The organism is Micromonospora sp. NPDC002389 (genome assembly GCF_040296095.1).
Lineage (GTDB): Bacteria > Actinomycetota > Actinomycetes > Mycobacteriales > Micromonosporaceae > Micromonospora.
In genome coordinates this window covers 264817-281413 of sequence record NZ_JBEOWP010000007.1, presented here as the reverse complement: position 1 = coordinate 281413, position 16597 = coordinate 264817, and the positions used below count along the sequence as shown (strand labels likewise).

The following is a 16597-nucleotide window of genomic DNA, read 5'->3' as shown; positions in this document are numbered from 1 at the left end:
GGTCCGCACCGACGGGACGGTGCCCGAAAGTCCCTGGCGGACGGGGGATTGCGAACTCATACCCGAACATCTATCTTCATACGTGTGATGTTTCGGTCGTGTCAAGCGAAAGTTTGAGCACGACAACACGAAGTGCCGCACCTGGATGACAAAACAGTATCGACCGTCCACGCTGGAGGATCTCCGGCGTCGGACGGCATCCGATCTTGGCTACTGAACGTGAGGATCATCGACGATGTCAGACCGGCGTCCGGCGCCCCTGCTCGCGCTGCGGGGAATCAGCAAGTCCTTCCTCGGCGTCCGCGTGCTCGACGAGGTCGGTCTCGATGTCGCCGCCGGTGAGGTGCACGCCGTCGTCGGCGAGAACGGTGCCGGCAAGTCCACCCTCATGAAGATCGTCTCCGGCGGGTACGCCCCGGACGAGGGCACCGTCGAACTCGACGGCGAGCCACGCGCCTTCGGCGGCCCACGCGACGCCCAGCGGGCCGGCATCGGCATCATCCACCAGGAGTTCAACCTGCTGCCGGAACGCACCGTCGCGGAGAACGTGTTCCTGGGCCACGAACCCACCCGCCGTGGCCTGGTCGACCGCCGTCGGATGCGCGACCGCACCCGGCAACTCCTGGCCTCGGTCGGGGAGACGGCCCTGCCGGCCGACGCACCGGTGAGCCGGCTCAGCGTCGCGCAACAGCAGGTCGTGGAGATCGCCAAGACACTCGCCCTGGACGCCCGACTCATCATCATGGACGAGCCCACCGCCGCGCTGGCCGACCACGAGGTGACCCTGCTCTACGCCCTGGTACGCCGGCTCCAGGAACAGGGCATCGGCATCCTCTATGTCTCGCACCGGCTCGCCGAGGTCTTCGACCTGTCCGACCGGATCACCGTCCTCAAGGACGGCCGCCGGGTGACCACCACGGACACCGCCGACACCAGCGCCGACGACCTCGTCCGACACATGGTCGGCCGCGAGCTGTCGCACTACTACCCGCCGCGCGCCGCCCCGGCCGACGTCGGCGCGGTCCGGCTCACCGTCCGGCGCGGCGGGAACCGCAGACTGCGCGACATCGAGCTGGACCTGCGCGCGGGCGAGGTGCTCGGCGTCGGCGGTCTCCAGGGCTCCGGCCGCTCCGCCCTGGCCCGAGCCCTGTTCGGGGCCGCCCCGTTCACCACCGGCGAGGTCAGTCTCGACGGCAGGCCGGTCCGGTTGCGCTCCCCGCGTGCGGCGATGCGGGCCGGGATCGCCTACGTCACCGAGGACCGCAAGGGCGAGGGCACGATCGGCCGCCAGTCGGTGCTCGACAACGCGTTGCTGGCCGGCCGCGCCGCCTTCCCGATCCGCTCCGGCCGGGCCGCGCGTACCGCCCGGGTCCGGGAACTGCTCGCCGCCGTCGAGGTCCGCGCCGCCGGTGACCACCAGGAGATCCGTTTCCTCTCCGGCGGCAACCAGCAGAAGGTCGTGCTGGCCCGGTGGCTCGCCCTGCACCCCCGGGTCCTGCTCTTCGACGAACCCACCCGAGGCATCGACGTGGGGGCGAAGTCCGCGATCCACGATCTGGTCCGCCGCCTCGCCGCAGAGGGCGCCGCCGTGCTGATGATCTCGTCCGACCTGCCCGAGCTGCTCGGCATGAGCGATCGGATCATCGTCATGCGCGACGGCCGGATCGTGGGCGAACTGCCCGCCGGCAGCCGCGAGGAGGACGTGGTCGGGCTCGCCCTCGGCACGGTACGGGAGACCGCGGCGTGACCACCCGCGCGCTGCTGCCCGTCCGACGCCCGGTGCCCGGGGTGTTCGTGGCCCTGGCGCTCACCCTGACCATCGGCTGGCTGGTCGTCCTGCTCGACGGTGGTCAGCTCGTCAACCAGTCGACGACGGTGAGCCTGCTGCACGTCGCCGCCGGACTGGGCTTCGTCGCCGTCGGGCAGACCCTGGTCATCCTCGGCGGCTCGCTGGACCTCTCGGTCGCGTACGTGGTCAGCCTGAGCACGTTGGTCGCCGCCGAGACGATGGCCGGGCGGGACAGCGCGATGCTGCCCGCGATCGGCCTGACGCTGTTGGTCTGCGCCGGGATCGGGCTGCTCAACGGGCTGCTCGTCACCGCCGGGCGGATCAACGCGTTCATCGCGACGCTCGGCGTCGGGCTGCTGCTCAAGGGATACCTCGACAACGGGTACGCCGGCCCGGCCGGCACCACCTCACCGACCCTCGTGCAGATCCTCGGCTACCAGCGCGTCGGTCCGGTGCCGCTGGCCTTCCTGCTGCTGCTCCTGGTGGCCGGGGCGGCCTGGTTCGCGCTGGCCCGGACCAGGTTCGGCCACCACCTGCTCGCCGTCGGCGGTGATGAGGAGGTCGCCCGGCTCTCCGGGGTACGCACCGACCGGGTGCGGGTCACCGCGCACGTGCTCTGCTCGCTCTGCGCCGGGATCGCCGGCATCTATCTCGCCAGCCGACTCGGCTCGGGTGCGCCCCGCGTCGGCTCGGAGGGCCTCTACGACCTGGAGTCGATCGCCGCCGTGGTGATCGGCGGTACCGCGCTGGCCGGTGGCCGGGGCGGCGTGGTCGGCACGGTCGGCGGCGTGCTGCTGCTCGCCACCATCGACGCCGTCTTCAACCAGCTCGCGGTCGACGCGTTCGCCAAGCAGGTGGTCCGGGGCGTGATCATCATCGCGGCGGTGGCCGTCTACGCCCGTCGGACCATGCGGAAGGCGGCCGGGTGAGCACGCAGACCCTCCGGCGTCGGCTCCAACCGGCGCAGTGGACCCGGCCCGGTGGCCTGGCGCCGATCCTGGCGATCCTGGTGGTGTTGCTGGTCCTGATCACCGTCCGCCAGCCCGACTTCCTCAGCCCGCCGTCGCTGATGTCGTTCCTCGGCCGCTCGGCGCCGATCATCCTGCTCGCCGCCGGTCAGTACTTCGTGATCGTCTGCGGCGAGTTCGACCTCTCCGTCGGCGCCCTGGTCACCGCGCAGGTGGTGGTGGCCGCCCGACTGATCGACAGCGACCCGACGCGGACCTGGCCGGTGGTGCTGGTGCTGCTCGTCGGCGGCGCGCTCGTCGGACTGGTCAACGGCCTGGTCACCACCCGGCTCGGGGTGCCCTCGTTCGTCACCACCCTCGGCATGTTCCTGATCCTCGTCGGCGCGGTCTACCTCTGGTCCGACGGGGCGCCGAAGGGCGGGCTCACCGAGGAGTTCCGGCAGTACGGCCGACGCGCCTTCGAGGACGTGCCGCTGCTCGGCCGCGTCCCGTACGCGCTGGTGATCCTGGTGGTCGTCGCCACGGTGGCGGTGCTGCTGACCCGCGCCGACTTCGGGCGGATCGTGGTCGCCGTCGGCGACAACCCGCGCACCGCCCGGCTCAGCGGGGTACGCGTGTGGCGTACCCGCACCGCGGCCTTCGTCCTCAGTGGCCTCGCGGCGGCGGTCGCGGCGATCCTGATTGGCGGCTACAGCGGGGTCTCCTTCCAGGCCGGTGCCGGCCTGGAGTTCGGTGCCATCACCGCCGTGGTCCTCGGCGGTGTGGCGTTGGGCGGCGGACGGGGCTCGGTCGTCGGCGCGATGCTCGGCGCCACCACCCTCGAACTGCTCTTCGCGCTCATGAACTTCTACGGCATCTCGGGTGCGCTCCGACCGGCGGTCCAGGGCGCCATCATCCTGGTCGCCGTGGCGGTCGCGGCCCGACGTTCCACGTCGAGATAAAGGGGATCCGATGAAACGCTTCCTGGCCGCGCTCGGCGCGGTGACACTGCTGACGCTCGCCGGGTGCGCCACCGACCAACCGGTGGCGAACCCGTCCGGTGCCTCGTCCGCGCCCGCCGGGGCGGGCACCGGCGAGCAGTCCTCCTTCTTCGAGCAGGCTGCCTACGACGCCGAGTTGGCCCTGTTGCAGGCCACGCCGACCGGTCCGGCGGACCGACCGTGGGAGCAGGCGCTCGACCCGGCGATGGTGGACACCGCCTCGTTCAAGAAGGCCGGACCGCACCGGATCTGCTTCTCCAACGCCGCGCTGAACAATCCCTGGCGTCAGGTCGGCTACAAGACCATGCAGGCCGAGGTGGCCGCGCAGGGAGACCGGATCGCCGAGTTCGTGCACGTGGAGGCCGAGGGCAAGGACCAGAAGCAGATCGCCGACATCAACGACCTGCTCGGCCGCGACTGCGACGCCCTGATCGTCTCGCCGAACACGACCGCCACCCTCACCCCGGCGGTGGAGGCCGCCTGCCGCACCGGCCTGCCGGTGATCGTCTTCGACCGTGGTGTCGACACGGACTGCCCGGTGACCTTCATCAACCCCATCGGCGGGTACGGCTTCGGCCACGTGGGCGCCGAGTTCGTCAGCCAGCGGATGAAGCCCGGCGGCAAGCTGCTCGCGCTGCGCATCCTGCCCGGCGTCGACGTGCTGGAGACACGCTGGTCGGCGGCGAAGGTCGCGTTCGACAAGGCGGGCGTGGACGTCGTCGGCGTCGAGTTCACCGACGGCGACCCGGCCAAGACCAAGAAGATCGTCGACGACTACCTCCAGCGGTACGGCACCATCGACGGCGTCTGGATGGACGCCGGTGCGGTCGCGGTCGCGGCGGTGGAGGCGTTCCAGGACGCCGGCAAGCCGGTGCCGCCGATCAACGGCGAGGACCAGCTCGACTTCCTCAAGGTGTGGAAGGAGGCCGGGCTCACCGCGATCGCGCCGACCTATCCGACCTACCAGTGGCGTACGCCGATCATCGCCGCCCTGCGGATCCTCGACGGCGAGCAGGTGTCCAACCCGTGGAAGCTGCCGCAGCCGACCATCACGCAGGAGAACCTGGACAGCTACCTCGACCCGGACATGCCGCCGCTGCACTACGCGATGTGCGGCTGCACCGACCTGCCCGGGTACCCCCAGCGCTGGAAGTAGGCCCGGTGTACGAGATCGGCGTCAACCCCTGGGTCTGGACCTCACCGGTCGACGACGCGGCGCTGGCCGAGCTGGTGCCCCGGATCGCCGGCTTCGGCTTCGACGCGGTCGAGCTGCCGATCGAGCAGCCCGGGGACTGGGATCCGGTCCGGACCCGGGACCTGCTCGCGGCACACGGGCTCCGCGCGGCCGGCGTCTGCGCGGTCACCCCGCCCGGCCGGGACCTCGTCGACGCCGCACCGAGGGTGGTCGAGGCCACCGTGGCGTACCTGAAGGGCTGTGTGGACAGCGCGGCGGCCGTCGGGGCGCCGAGCGTCGGCGGTCCGGTCTACGCCTCGGTGGGCCGGACCTGGCGGATGACGGCGGCCGAGCGCACCGCCTGCTACGCGGACTTCCGCCGGGCCCTGGCGCCGGTCGCCGAGTACGCCGGTGCGCGAGGGGTGTCCATCGGGGTGGAGGCGCTCAACCGGTACGAGACCAGCGTGGTCAACACGATCGACCAGGCGGTGGACCTGATCGACGGTCTGCCGTCGAACGTCGGCCTGATGATCGACACCTACCACATGAACATCGAGGAGGCCGACCCGTACGCCGCGCTCGCCGTCGCCGGCCCGTACATCAAGCACGTCCAGGTCAGTGGCACCAACCGGGGCGCTCCCGGCAGCGACCACCTGGACTGGCCCCGCCTGTTCGCCGTGCTGGCCGGCACCGGCTACCGGGGCGCGGTCTGCATCGAGTCGTTCACCGCCGAGAACGAGACGATCGCCACCGCCGCGTCCATCTGGCGTCCCCTGGCCCCGTCGCCGGACCGGCTCGCCCTCGACGGGCTGGCCTACCTGCGCGGGCTCCTGGGCTGAGCCGGCCACCACCCGCACCGCCACCACCGCACGACCACCATCCGTCCCAGCCGAAGGAGACCTCCCGTGTCCGGACCGCCTCGTCCCACCACACCCAGACGGGTGCTGGCCGCGGTGACCACGGTGGCGCTCACCAGCGTGCTCACCGCCACCGTCGTGGCCACCGCCGCCGCCCCGGCCCTCGCGGCCACCACCACCCTGTACGCCTCGCCGACGGGCAGCGGCAGCACGTGCAGCGCCGCCGCGCCGTGTTCGTTGACCGGCGCGCAGACCGCCGTCCGTGCCCTGAACAGCGCGATGTCCGGCGACATCGTGGTGCAACTGGCCGACGGGACCTACCGGCTCACCGCGCCGCTGCGCTTCACCGCCGCCGACTCCGGCACCAACGGCTACCGCGTGTTGTGGCAGGCCGCCCCGTCGGCCCGACCGGTGATCAGCGGCGCCCGCGCGGTCACCGGCTGGTCGCTCGTGGACGCCGGACGCAACATCTGGCGGGCCAACGTCGGCGCCGGGCTGGACAGCCGGCAGCTCTACGTCGACGGTGCGGTGGCGACCCGGGCGCGTACCCAGGTCAACCGGGCCGACTTCACCGCCGACAGCACCGGGATGCGGTTCACCAGCAGTGCGTTGGGCTATCTCAACAACCTGGCCAACCAGAGCCGCGTCCAGATGGAGAGCGTCAACTCGTTCACCGACCGGTACGTGTCGGTGCAGAGCATCAGCGGCAACCAGATCCGGATGCAGCAACCCGGCTGGAGCAACAACAACTTCGGGTACGACACCTTCACCAGCCCGCACCGGGCCGGGCCGCTGTACCTGAGCAACGCCTACGAGTTCCTGGACGCGCCGGGGGAGTGGTATCTGGACCCGGGAAGCGGTGCGCTGTCCTACATCCCGCTGGCCGGGCAGAACATGAGCACCGCCCGGGTGGAGCTGCCGACGGTGCAGTCCCTGATCCAGATCGGCGGCACGTACGCGGCCCCGGCCCACCACATCACGTTCAGCGGGGTCACCGTCACCGGCACGAGCTGGCTCGGCGCCAGCAGCGCCCAGGGCTACGTCGACCAGCAGACCGGCGCGTACATCGCCGGGAACTGGAGCTGGCCTGCCTTCACCTCCTGCCACAACGGCTGCCCGCAGTTCGAGGCCACCCGCCCGAACTGGCAGCAGATGCCGGCCGCCGTGCAGATCTCGGCCGCCAACAACGTCACCTTCAGCGACTCCTCGTTCGTCAACCTCGGTCAGACCGCCATCGGCATCGGCAACGACGCCAACGCCCACGGCAGCGGCGTCGGCCTCGGGGCCAGCAACATCACCATCACCCGGTCCGAGATCGCCCGCAACGTGGCCGGTGGCATCGTCGTCGGTGGCGTACGCGCCGACGCCCACCACCCGAGCGACCAGCGCATGGTCAACCGGGACATCACCATCAGCAACAACCGGTTGCACGACCTGGGCATCGAGTACCGGGGCATCGTCTCGGTGCTGACCACCTACGTCACCAACTCCACCGTCTCGTACAACGAGGTCTACAACATGCCGTACACCGGCATGTCCATCGGGTACGGCTGGGGTTCCAACGACGCCGGGGGCAGCAACCACTACGCCGACCGGGGGCTGTACAACTACCAGCCGCGCTACAGCACCGCCACCACCGCGTCCAACAACCGGCTCGTCGGCAACTACGTGCACGACGTCATGCAGCAGATGAACGACGGCGGCTGCATCTACACCCTGTCGGCGAATCCGGGCGGACTGATCGCCGACAACTACTGCCTGCGGACCAACGGTCACTTCGGGCTCTATTTCGACGAGGGCTCCCGCTACTTCACCGCCCGCAACAACGTCTTCGCCTCGACCGGCACGTGGGCCACCGCCAACTACTGGTTCGCCGAGAACATGGGCAACTTCACCGTCACCAACAACTGGTCGACCAACGGCAGCAGCAACGTCACCAACGGCGATCGCGGCAACGTGGTCAACGGCAACGTGACGGTGAGCAACAACAACTGGCCCGCCGGGGCGCAGGCGGTGATGGCGGCGGCCGGTCCGCAGGGCGGTGGCGGTCAGCAGAACGTCCAGATCGTCGGCGGGCAGTCCGGCCGCTGCCTCGAGATCGGCGGATCGAGCACCACCAACGGCACGCAGGCCCAGCTCTGGGACTGTCACGGCGGCACCAACCAGCGCTGGACGTACACCGCTTCCCGGCAACTCGTGGTGTACGGCACCAAGTGCCTGGACGCGTCCGGCCAGGGCACCGCGAACGGCACCCTGGCGATCATCTGGGACTGCAACGGGCAGGTCAACCAGCAGTGGACGGTCAACCCCAACGGCACGATCACCGGCGCCCAGTCCGGGCTCTGTCTCGACGCCAGCGGGAACGGCACCGCGAACGGCACGAAGGTGCACCTCTGGGCCTGCCACGGCGGCACGAACCAGCAGTGGAACCTGCGTAGCTGAAGACGTCGGGTGGCACGGGTCCGGCCCCGTCCCACCCGACCCCCGGCCCGGGCCGGGCGGCACGTGCCGCCCGGCTCACGGTCACTGCTTCTTGGTCTCCCAGAAGATGGTCGAGATCTCCTCGATCCGGGCCAGGAGCTGCTCGGCCACGGCCGGGTCCGCGGACCCCTTCGCGCCGCCGGCCCCGGCCAGCTTGGTCGCCTCGTTGAAGAGCCGGTGCAGATGCGGGTACGCCTCGAAGTGCGGAGCCTTGAAGTAGTCGGTCCACAGCACCCACAGGTGATGCTTGACCAGCTCGGCCCGTTGCTCCTTGATGACCAGCGAACGGGTCCGGAACTCCGGGTCGTCGCTCGCCTGGTACTTCTCACAGATCGCCTTGATCGACTCCGCCTCGATGCGGGCCTGGGCCGGGTCGTAGACCCCGCACGGCAGGTCGCAGTGGGCGCTCGCCACCGTGCGTGGCGTGAACAGACGTGACAGTCGCATGGCTTGCCCTTCTTGGTGTCCTCGGCACGAACGCTAGAACCTCAACCGGACTTCAGGTCAACGCGGCGGCCGGAGACGACGATCACGAGGCGACGGACACGATCAGGGGACCGGTCCCCCGCGTCGAGGAGGTTTCGGGTCTTCCGCCCTAATGTCGACATCGCGTCCGAATCGTCCTTCCCGGCGCCCTGGCCCGAGAAAGACACTGACGCGTCCACACGGAGCGGGCACCCGGAGGCTGATGATGGGCGACGACAGGACCGGCACGGAACTGGGCAGGCGCCAGTTCGTCAGGCTCTCGGGAACGGTCGGCGCCACGGGTCTCCTGGGCCTTGTCGCCACCGGGCGGGCGCGGGCCGACGGCGGCTCCGCCGACGGGGAAGGACCCCCGGCGACCCCGGGTACTCCCGGCACCGCTGCCTGTCCCACGCCCTCCGCGTTGTGCGGCTACCCGAGCGACACCGGCGGCCGGTACGACCTGTGGGACCGGGTGCAGGTCTGCACCGGAGCGAAGCCCGGACCGCCGTTCCCGCAGTGCCTGCGCACCACCGCGACGTACGTGGTCCTCAACGGCGGGTCCGGGTCCAACCACGACTACCTGCTCGTCCCGACCTGCCGTGTCAGCGGCATCGAGTGCCCGTTCATCACCACCGCCGCCGCCCCGAACTACTGGCTCGACGCGTGGCTCAACGCGCAACCGGGCCAGCCCGGACACGTGGTGTACCCGCACGTCGGGCTCGGCATCAACTCGGCCGACCCGATGATCCGGCAGCAGGACCAACTCCACATCCACCTGGCCGGGATCCACTCGGGCATCCAGACCCAACTGCAGAACCACGACGCGTCGATCACCAACAACCCGGCCCGGTGGCGCGACCAGATCGTGCCGATCTGGGGACTGACCAGCACCGGCGCCCCCGCCCCGCGCTCCTATCGGGTCCTGCACGTCGCCAACCTCAACGACGATCTCTTCCGGCTCCTGCTCGACAGCGTGGTGCGACCGACCGGGGCGAGCATGGCGGCCCAGGCGATGGCGGTGACCCCACGCCTGATCGGCAACGGCGGCTTCTACGTCCTGAACAGCGAGCCGGGGCTGACCGTGCCGCCGGGTCAGCCCGGTGGCACCGGCACCGTCGACTTCCTCCTCGCGTACGCCTGACTGGACCAGCCGGGTACGCATGTGTCGTGTTCAGTGGGTCCTGGACCCGACATGCTACACCAGTCCGGGTGGCCTGCCACGTCGTGCGGGACGCCCTCGCGTGGTGGGCAATATGCGGTACGAGCGGTCATTTCACGGGTTGACTCCCGTGTCGAACCGGACCCATCCTGGCCGGGTGGCCATACCTGAGGAACCGTTCGGTCCGCCGGTGCCGGTAAAACGCGCGACTGACGGGCGGCCGGGCGACTCGCTAGCGTATCAGGAACGGGCGTCAAGATCATTGATGATCCGGCGCGATCCCTGGGCACCCACCGCGCTGACGAGACATCGGGACGGTGAACGGAGATGACCCTGGCCAGCACGCGGACCGCCACGAGTGTCCTGGACGACATGCTCGTGCCGCGCGGATCCGAGCTGACGCTCCGCCTGATGAAAGGCGTGCGATCCGCTCTCTATGCGCACCCCGTGACGGCCCGGCGGGTCGCGCTCGCGGCCGGCGAGCTGTTGCAGACGGACGGCGCGGACGGTCGTGTCTATTTCATCGACAGTGGCGCGATATTCCTGGAGCACTATTCTCCGACCGGTCGCCGGACCATTATCGACATGTTGTCGAAGAACGAGTACTTCGGCGAGGACTCGCTTCCCGGAATGCCGAACCAGTACATTCCCGCCGCCGTGGTCGACACGAATCTGATCGTGCTCGAGAACGTCGTCATGCGGGACCTGCTCGACGAGGCGAACATCTGCGACGTGTGGTTGCGCAGCCAGATGTTGAAAGCACGCCGGCACCGCTCGCTGCTGTTACAACACACCACATCCGACTGCGAGGCGCGTCTGGCGATGCGACTGCTCGACCTGGCGCAGGGGTTCGGCACCGCGTCCGGCCGGAGCATCCGGATCGGCCTCAAGCTGCGCCACGAGGACTACGCCGCGATGATCGGCACGACCCGCTCCCGGGTCGGGCTGTTCCTGCAACGCTTCACCGATCGCGGGATGATCCGGAGGTCGCCCTGTGGCGCCATCCACGCCGACCCGAGTGCGATCGTCGACTACCTGATGGAGCGGATGGGCCTGGGCCCGCTGCGCCGCCCCGACGCCGTCGCGTGAGCACCGCACACCGATCCGCCGGCCGGCACCCCGTACGCCTCCGACCCCCACCCGCGACCACGATCGGCCGCAGGGGGGAGTCGGAGGGCGGGCGTGGTCACTGTCGGCCGCTCGACTCCACGACCGTCGGCGTCGCGGTGCTCGGGGTGGCCGCGCGGGCCTGCGCCCGGGCCGACCGGACGGCGTGCCGGCGACGCCGCTCCCGCGCACTCTGGTAGAGGCTGCGGCCCCAGAGCAGCAGCCCACCGCCGTCGAGCAGGAAGCTGATCACCGCGATGGTGACGAAGTCCAGCGAACCCATCATGGAGTCCTGGCCGGAGACGAAGAGCAGGAACTGGTAGATGAAGCCCCACAGCAGCGGGATCCCGACGAAGATCAGGGTGAGCAGAGCCATCAGGCGTCCGCCGATCCACGCCAGGGCGTACCAGCGGACAACCCGCATCTCCCGCCGGGGCAGCCCGGACTGGTCCACCCGGGGCGTGCGCCGCACCATCCGCGCCACCAGGTTGCGCAGGTAGTCCTCGGTGTCGGACATCAGGTTCCGGCATCCCAGGGCGGTGGCGACGATGTAGTAGCCGTCGGTCCGCAGGAACAGGAACGTCTGCCAGATGATCCGGACCAGGTACGTGAACAGCAGCGCCGTGAGCAGCAGCGCGCCCCACTCCGGCAGTTGCAGGTAGCCCTGCCGGCCCGCCCAGAGGGCGAAGACGAAGGCCGAGGCGAGCACGCCGTCCACCAGGGTTCCGGCGATGAACGCGACGAAGCGTTGCCGCTTCGGCGCCATCCAGATCGTGCTCATGTCGGTCTGGACCACCAGGATGTACATCTGGTTGCCGATGACGAGCCGCGACGGTACGCCCGCCGCCCGCGCCGCGACCATGTGCGCGGCCTCGTGGATCGCGACCCCGACCAGGGTGAGGATGAACGTCGCCCAGGTCAGCGCCGCGAAGTGGATCGGGAACAGCAGCGTCTCGCCGGGCGTCGGCAGCAGGTCGGGGTCGTCGGCGGCGAGGTACACGCCACCCGCGATGATCAGGACGCAGAGCAGCAGCACGGGGAGGCTGACCATGCGGCGGGCCACCGTCGGGCTGAGCCAGTTCAGGCTCCAACTGCGCCGGGGCCGCGACGCCGTGGCCGGGGCGGGGGCCGGGGCCGGGCCGGGCGCGGCTGCCTCGCCGTCGACCTCGACGAAACCCTCGTCGCCCAGCGCGTCCAGGAAGTCGGTGATGTCGGGCGTCTCGGAATACTTCTGTTCGTACTGGCGGACCGCCTCGCCCACCGAGTTGCCGGCGGCCAGCGAGTGGAGCAGATCCAGCCCTTCGGCGGGGATCGACAGGAACACCTGTCGCTCGACGTCGCCGATGATGACGGTGTCGCCCTCCGCTCGGTGGTCGAACGGGCGCACACGGACAAGTGTGTCTGGTGGGTAGCCGGCCATGGTCAGTCGTCCTTTTCGCTCATCTCATCCGGGTCGTTGAAGGCCGGCACCCGGAGTTGCCGTCCGGGTGCCGGCCTTCAGGTGTGTCACCGTCAGGAGACGACACACGCAGCGGCGACAGCGCTGGTCTTCACCGACTCCAGCCGGCGAACCGTGAGCTTCTTCATGAAAATCACCTCCCTCGCGACATCGGGCAGCACTACGGTGCCGGTCGCGGGAGTGATCGTCTGCTCACTTATGTGCATACGCCGATAGCGTGTGTGTGGCATTGAGCGAGTCGAACCGAACATGCTTCACAAGCGACGCCGGTCCGGTGGCGTCCTGGCCGTGTCGACCCGCAAGCTACGCGTCGGCCCAGCCGGCCGGATTCATGCACGACTCCCGGCTGATCCCCGAGCCGGTGTCCGGCCAGTCGCCGAACCGCTCGTGATGCAGGTGGGAGAAGAGGTAGCAGAAGCCCTCGCAGCCCGCGTCGGGCACCGCCGTCACCGGATTCGCCTTGACCGCCTCATAGAACTCCCGGCCCAGCGCCACGATGTATCCACGGGCGTACAGGAAGCCGTCGTCGGAACCGTCGGTGATCTCGTGGATGTCGGCGCGGTCGATGTCGTACAGCTTGCGCTCCACGACCCGGTCGAGGGCGACCAGCTCGGTGCGGGGCAGGTCGGCGGCGAGTCGGCGCAGTTCGGTGACGAACGGGTCGAGCCACCGGTCCATGGCGTACCCGTCGTCGTGCGCGGGATCGCGGCCGACCAGGGCGCGACGCAGGGCGGCCGGCTCCGGCCCCAGTGCGGCCCACGCCTGCTCCACCAGCGCCCAGAAGCGGTCCTCCTCCTCGGCCGTCGGCAGCGTCGGGGGCACCTCAAGATCACTGTTCGTCATGGCCGGACGATAGCCCCGAGCACCGACAACGAGAGCGGCCGTGACGCACGGCGTGCGATCCGTCGCACATTGACAGCGACGGTGGGGGCCGACAGACTGGCCGCCGGTATCGAGCTGGCCCCGCCGCTGATCGAGTTGGGCCGCGTCGCCGGCTGGACACCCCTGCCGCTCTCCGTCCGCGACGCCCGGCGTCGTGCGGGCCACCTCCGGCAGCGGCTGGCCGACGCGTCGCCCCCACCGGCGGCACCGGCACCGGAGGGCGTACCGGCGCTGACCGCGCGGGGTGTGGTGGTGCGGTATCCGGGCACGGTGGCGGTGCGCGGCGTCGACCTCGACCTGCACCCGGGACAGGTCGTCGCGCTGATGGGCCGCAACGGCTCCGGGAAGTCGAGCCTGCTCTGGGCGGTGCAGGGCAGCGGCCCACGCCAGGGCGGCACGGTGACCGTGCCCGGCCCGGACGGCGACACCGATCCGAAGGCGCTGTCCGCCGCGCGGGCCCGCCGCCGGGTCGGACTGGTCCCGCAGACCCCCGGCGATCTGCTCTATCTGGAGACGGTGGCCGCCGAGTGCGCCCAGGCCGACCGGGAGTCCGAGGTGCCCGAGGGGACCTGCCGGGAGTTGCTGGACCACCTCACCCCCGGGCTGCCGGACGACCGGCACCCACGGGACCTGTCGGAGGGGCAGCGGCTGGCCCTCGCGCTCGCGGTCCAGCTCACCGCCGCCCCGCCGGTGGTCCTGCTCGACGAGCCCACCCGGGGACTGGACTACCGGGCCAAGCGGCAGTTCGCCACCGTGGTCCGGCGACTGGCCGCGCAGGGTCGGGCGGTCGTGGTCGCCACCCACGACGTCGAACTCGTCGCCACCCTCGCCGACCGGGTGGTGGTGATGGCGCAGGGCGAGATCGTCGCCGACGGCACCGCCGCCGAGGTCATGCTCGCCTCACCGGCGTTCGCGCCCCAGGTCGCCAAGGTCCTGGCCCCGCAGCCCTGGCTGACGGTGGACCAGGTCACCTCGGCACTGGCCCGCGCCGAGGTGGCGTGATGAGCGTGTTGCGGGTCGCCCCGCGTACGGCCGTCATCCTGGTCCTCGCCTCGGTTGCCGCGTTCGCCACCTTCACCTGGCCGTTCTTCGTGCCCGCCCAGCCGGAGACGACGGCGCGGACCACCGAGGCGCCGCTGGTCTTCATCGTCGTCCTGCCGGTCCTGCTCGCCCTCGTCCTGGCCGAACTCAGCTCGGGTGGCATCGACAGCAAGGCGCTGGCGATGCTCGGCGTGCTGGCCGCCGTCAACGCCGCGTTACGCCCGCTGGGCGCCGGCACCGCCGGGATCGAGACGGTGTTCTTCCTGTTGGTGCTGGCCGGTCGGGTGTTCGGGCCCGGGTTCGGCTTCCTGCTGGGCGCCATCTCGCTGTTCGCCTCCGCGCTGCTCACCGCCGGGGTCGGACCCTGGCTGCCGTTCCAGATGCTGGCCGCCGCCTGGCTGGGGCTGGGCGCGGGTCTGCTGCCGTCCCGGTTGCGGGGCCGGGCCGAGATCGCCGTGCTGGCCGGGTACGGCGCGGTCGCCGCCTACGCGTACGGGCTGCTGATGAACCTCTGGTTCTGGCCGTTTAGCGTCGGCGCGGACACCCAGCTCTCGTACGTCGCCGGTGCGCCGGTGCTGGAGAACCTGCACCGCTTCGCGGTCTTCACCGCTGTCACCTCCACCTTCGGCTGGGACACCGGCCGGGCGGTCACCACCGCCGTCGCCATCGTCCTGGTCGGACCGGCCGTGCTGGCCGCGCTGCGCCGGGCCGCCCGCCGGGCCGCGTTCGACGCCCCGGTGACCTTCGCCGCGCCCGCCGCTTCGCCGGTGGGCCCGGGGTCGGGTGCACCCACCGGCGCGCAGGTCGCAGGTCCCGACGCGGTGCCGACCGCCCCGCCGGGACGAATCGGGGACGGGCCGCCACCCGAACGATGAGCGGGTGTGTCCGGACGGTGTGCGGGTCTGCCCGGACGCGTTCCGGGACTTCCGGCCCGGCGTCCGCACCGTCCTGACGCCTCGTCGCCGTGCGGGTGACGACGACCGCCGGCACGCGTGGTGCCTGCGGCGTCGCTCTGCGTGGCGGCAGGTGGTGGACGTCTGCCCGGATCGGGGTATCCGCAGGTGAGCGCGGGTTACAAGGTCGTAAATCGTGATCTGAGGGCGGCTCCGAACCGTTGACGTGGCCTCGCTCACGCTCCTATGGTGAACCACCAGTTCACTGAGTGATCCGATCCGGGCGGGCAAGCCGGCGGATCCCCACACGCCAGACGACGCTTCCGAGGGATTCGGAGAGTGCCTGCATGACCGTGACAAGAACGACCACCGCCGCGGTGGCCGCCCAGGGCGGACCCGCCGGTCAGGTGGACCCGCCGACACCACGCCGCCGAAACGCCCGACTGGCCGCCGCGAGCAGGAGCGGTCGCAACGCGGCCGGAGCCGTCCTGGTGGTGGCGGCGCTCGCTGGCCTCTGGGAGGGCTACAAGGCGTTGGGCCGGGCCGTCGGCGACGTCGTGCCCGGCACCCGGATCGCCTTCCCCGTCGCCACCGACGACCTGTCGATGCCGCACGTCTGGACGATCCTCGGCGCACTCGTCGAACCGGCCCGACGCGGCGACCCGACCACGCTCGGCGTCTATCTGCTCGGCGAGACCAGCGTGACGTTGCGCGAGGCGTTCTACGGCCTGGTGGCCGGCGCGTCGCTCGGCCTGCTGCTCGCCGTCCTCTTCCTGAACGTGGTGCCGCTGAGCAAGGGGCTGATGCCCTGGCTCGTGGCGTCGCAGACGGTCCCGCTGGTGGCCATCGCCCCGATGATCGTGATCTGGGGCGGCAAGGCCGGCGCACCGCCCTGGGTGGCGGTCACCGGCATCGCCGCCTACCTCGCCTTCTTCCCGGTCACCATCAACACCCTGCGGGGACTCAAGTCGCCGCCGAAGGTCCAGTTGGAGTTCATGCGCAGCGTCGGTGCCGGCCGCTGGCAGGTACTCGGATGGCTGCGGATGCCCGCGGCGCTGCCCTTCGTCTTCGCCGGCCTGCGCCTCGCGGCGACCGCGAGCGTGGTGGGCGCGATCGTCGGCGAGCTCTCCGCCGGCACCGGGCGCGGCATCGGCCGGGCCATCCTCACCTTCGCCTACTACTACTCCAACGGCCCGGAGAAGTTGTACGCGGCCGTCCTGGTCGCGGCGGCGGCCGGCATCGTCTTCGTGCAGTCCCTGGCACTCATCGAGCGCGTGGCGCTCCGGAACCGGCAGACCCGGTGACCACCCCTTCCGCCTCCACAACTCCTGGAGAGAAGCTG

Annotated in this window: 13 protein-coding genes and 1 pseudogene; 11 read left to right on the top strand and 3 right to left on the bottom strand. The window is 70.8% G+C overall.

The features are described 5' to 3' along the window. The first annotated feature begins 235 nt into the window (after positions 1 to 235). The 6 genes from ABT008_RS16165 to ABT008_RS16140 all read left to right on the top strand — a co-directional run bounded on the left by ABT008_RS16165 (position 236) and on the right by ABT008_RS16140 (position 8210). Complete coding sequence (locus ABT008_RS16165) at positions 236 to 1747, top strand: sugar ABC transporter ATP-binding protein (RefSeq protein WP_350697010.1); 1512 nt, start codon at positions 236 to 238, stop codon at positions 1745 to 1747. Then, complete coding sequence (locus ABT008_RS16160) at positions 1744 to 2718, top strand: ABC transporter permease (RefSeq protein WP_350697009.1); 975 nt, start codon at positions 1744 to 1746, stop codon at positions 2716 to 2718. Before ABT008_RS16165 ends, ABT008_RS16160 begins: the two co-directional genes overlap by 4 nt. After that, positions 2715 to 3698 (top strand): ABC transporter permease, encoded by a 984-nt coding sequence (locus ABT008_RS16155; protein WP_350697008.1) that lies wholly within the window; start codon positions 2715 to 2717, stop codon positions 3696 to 3698. The genes ABT008_RS16160 and ABT008_RS16155 overlap by 4 nt, the downstream gene beginning before the upstream one ends. A gap of 10 nt (positions 3699 to 3708) precedes the next feature. After that, positions 3709 to 4893 carry a substrate-binding domain-containing protein gene (locus ABT008_RS16150; RefSeq protein ID WP_350697007.1) on the top strand — a complete coding sequence of 395 codons (1185 nt, stop codon included), beginning with the start codon at positions 3709 to 3711 and terminating at the stop codon, positions 4891 to 4893. A 5-nt stretch (positions 4894 to 4898) separates the two neighbouring features. Beyond that, complete coding sequence (locus ABT008_RS16145; RefSeq protein WP_350697006.1) at positions 4899 to 5750, top strand: sugar phosphate isomerase/epimerase family protein; 852 nt, start codon at positions 4899 to 4901, stop codon at positions 5748 to 5750. Positions 5751 to 5816: 66 nt separating this feature from the next. After that, complete coding sequence (locus tag ABT008_RS16140) at positions 5817 to 8210, top strand: RICIN domain-containing protein (protein WP_350697005.1); 2394 nt, start codon at positions 5817 to 5819, stop codon at positions 8208 to 8210. Positions 8211 to 8291: 81 nt separating this feature from the next. Here the strand turns inward: ABT008_RS16140 and sodN are convergent, their stop codons facing one another. Continuing rightward, positions 8292 to 8696, bottom strand: coding sequence for a superoxide dismutase, Ni (gene sodN / locus ABT008_RS16135; RefSeq protein WP_350697004.1), 405 nt, complete (start codon positions 8694 to 8696; stop codon positions 8292 to 8294). Positions 8697 to 8940: 244 nt separating this feature from the next. Between sodN and ABT008_RS16130 the strand changes: the two genes are divergently transcribed. After that, entirely contained in the window at positions 8941 to 9855 is a 915-nt protein-coding gene (locus ABT008_RS16130; RefSeq protein ID WP_350697003.1) for a CDP-diacylglycerol diphosphatase, read from the top strand. Between the two features lie 345 nt (positions 9856 to 10200). After that, complete coding sequence (locus tag ABT008_RS16125) at positions 10201 to 10962, top strand: Crp/Fnr family transcriptional regulator (protein ID WP_350697002.1); 762 nt, start codon at positions 10201 to 10203, stop codon at positions 10960 to 10962. Positions 10963 to 11059: 97 nt separating this feature from the next. Here ABT008_RS16125 and ABT008_RS16120 read toward each other — a convergent pair whose 3' ends face one another. Both ABT008_RS16120 and ABT008_RS16115 read right to left on the bottom strand, forming a co-directional pair. After that, a complete protein-coding gene (locus tag ABT008_RS16120) occupies positions 11060 to 12367 on the bottom strand; it encodes a hypothetical protein (RefSeq protein WP_350697001.1) in 1308 nt (435 codons plus the stop codon). Between the two features lie 375 nt (positions 12368 to 12742). Then, positions 12743 to 13282: a DUF4240 domain-containing protein gene (locus ABT008_RS16115; RefSeq protein WP_350697000.1), complete on the bottom strand. Its 540-nt coding sequence runs from the start codon at positions 13280 to 13282 to the stop codon at positions 12743 to 12745. 102 nt (positions 13283 to 13384) lie between these two features. Between ABT008_RS16115 and ABT008_RS16110 the strand changes: the two are divergent. The 3 genes and pseudogenes from ABT008_RS16110 to ABT008_RS16100 form a co-directional block, all read left to right on the top strand. Continuing rightward, positions 13385 to 14323: pseudogene (locus ABT008_RS16110) on the top strand (ATP-binding cassette domain-containing protein); the annotation flags it as partial. Beyond that, positions 14323 to 15237: an ECF transporter S component gene (locus ABT008_RS16105; protein ID WP_350696999.1), complete on the top strand. Its 915-nt coding sequence runs from the start codon at positions 14323 to 14325 to the stop codon at positions 15235 to 15237. The pseudogene ABT008_RS16110 and the gene ABT008_RS16105, both read left to right, overlap by 1 nt. Before the next feature lie 365 nt (positions 15238 to 15602). After that, positions 15603 to 16559 carry an ABC transporter permease gene (locus ABT008_RS16100; RefSeq protein WP_350696998.1) on the top strand — a complete coding sequence of 319 codons (957 nt, stop codon included), beginning with the start codon at positions 15603 to 15605 and terminating at the stop codon, positions 16557 to 16559. The last annotated feature ends 38 nt before the right edge of the window (positions 16560 to 16597 follow it).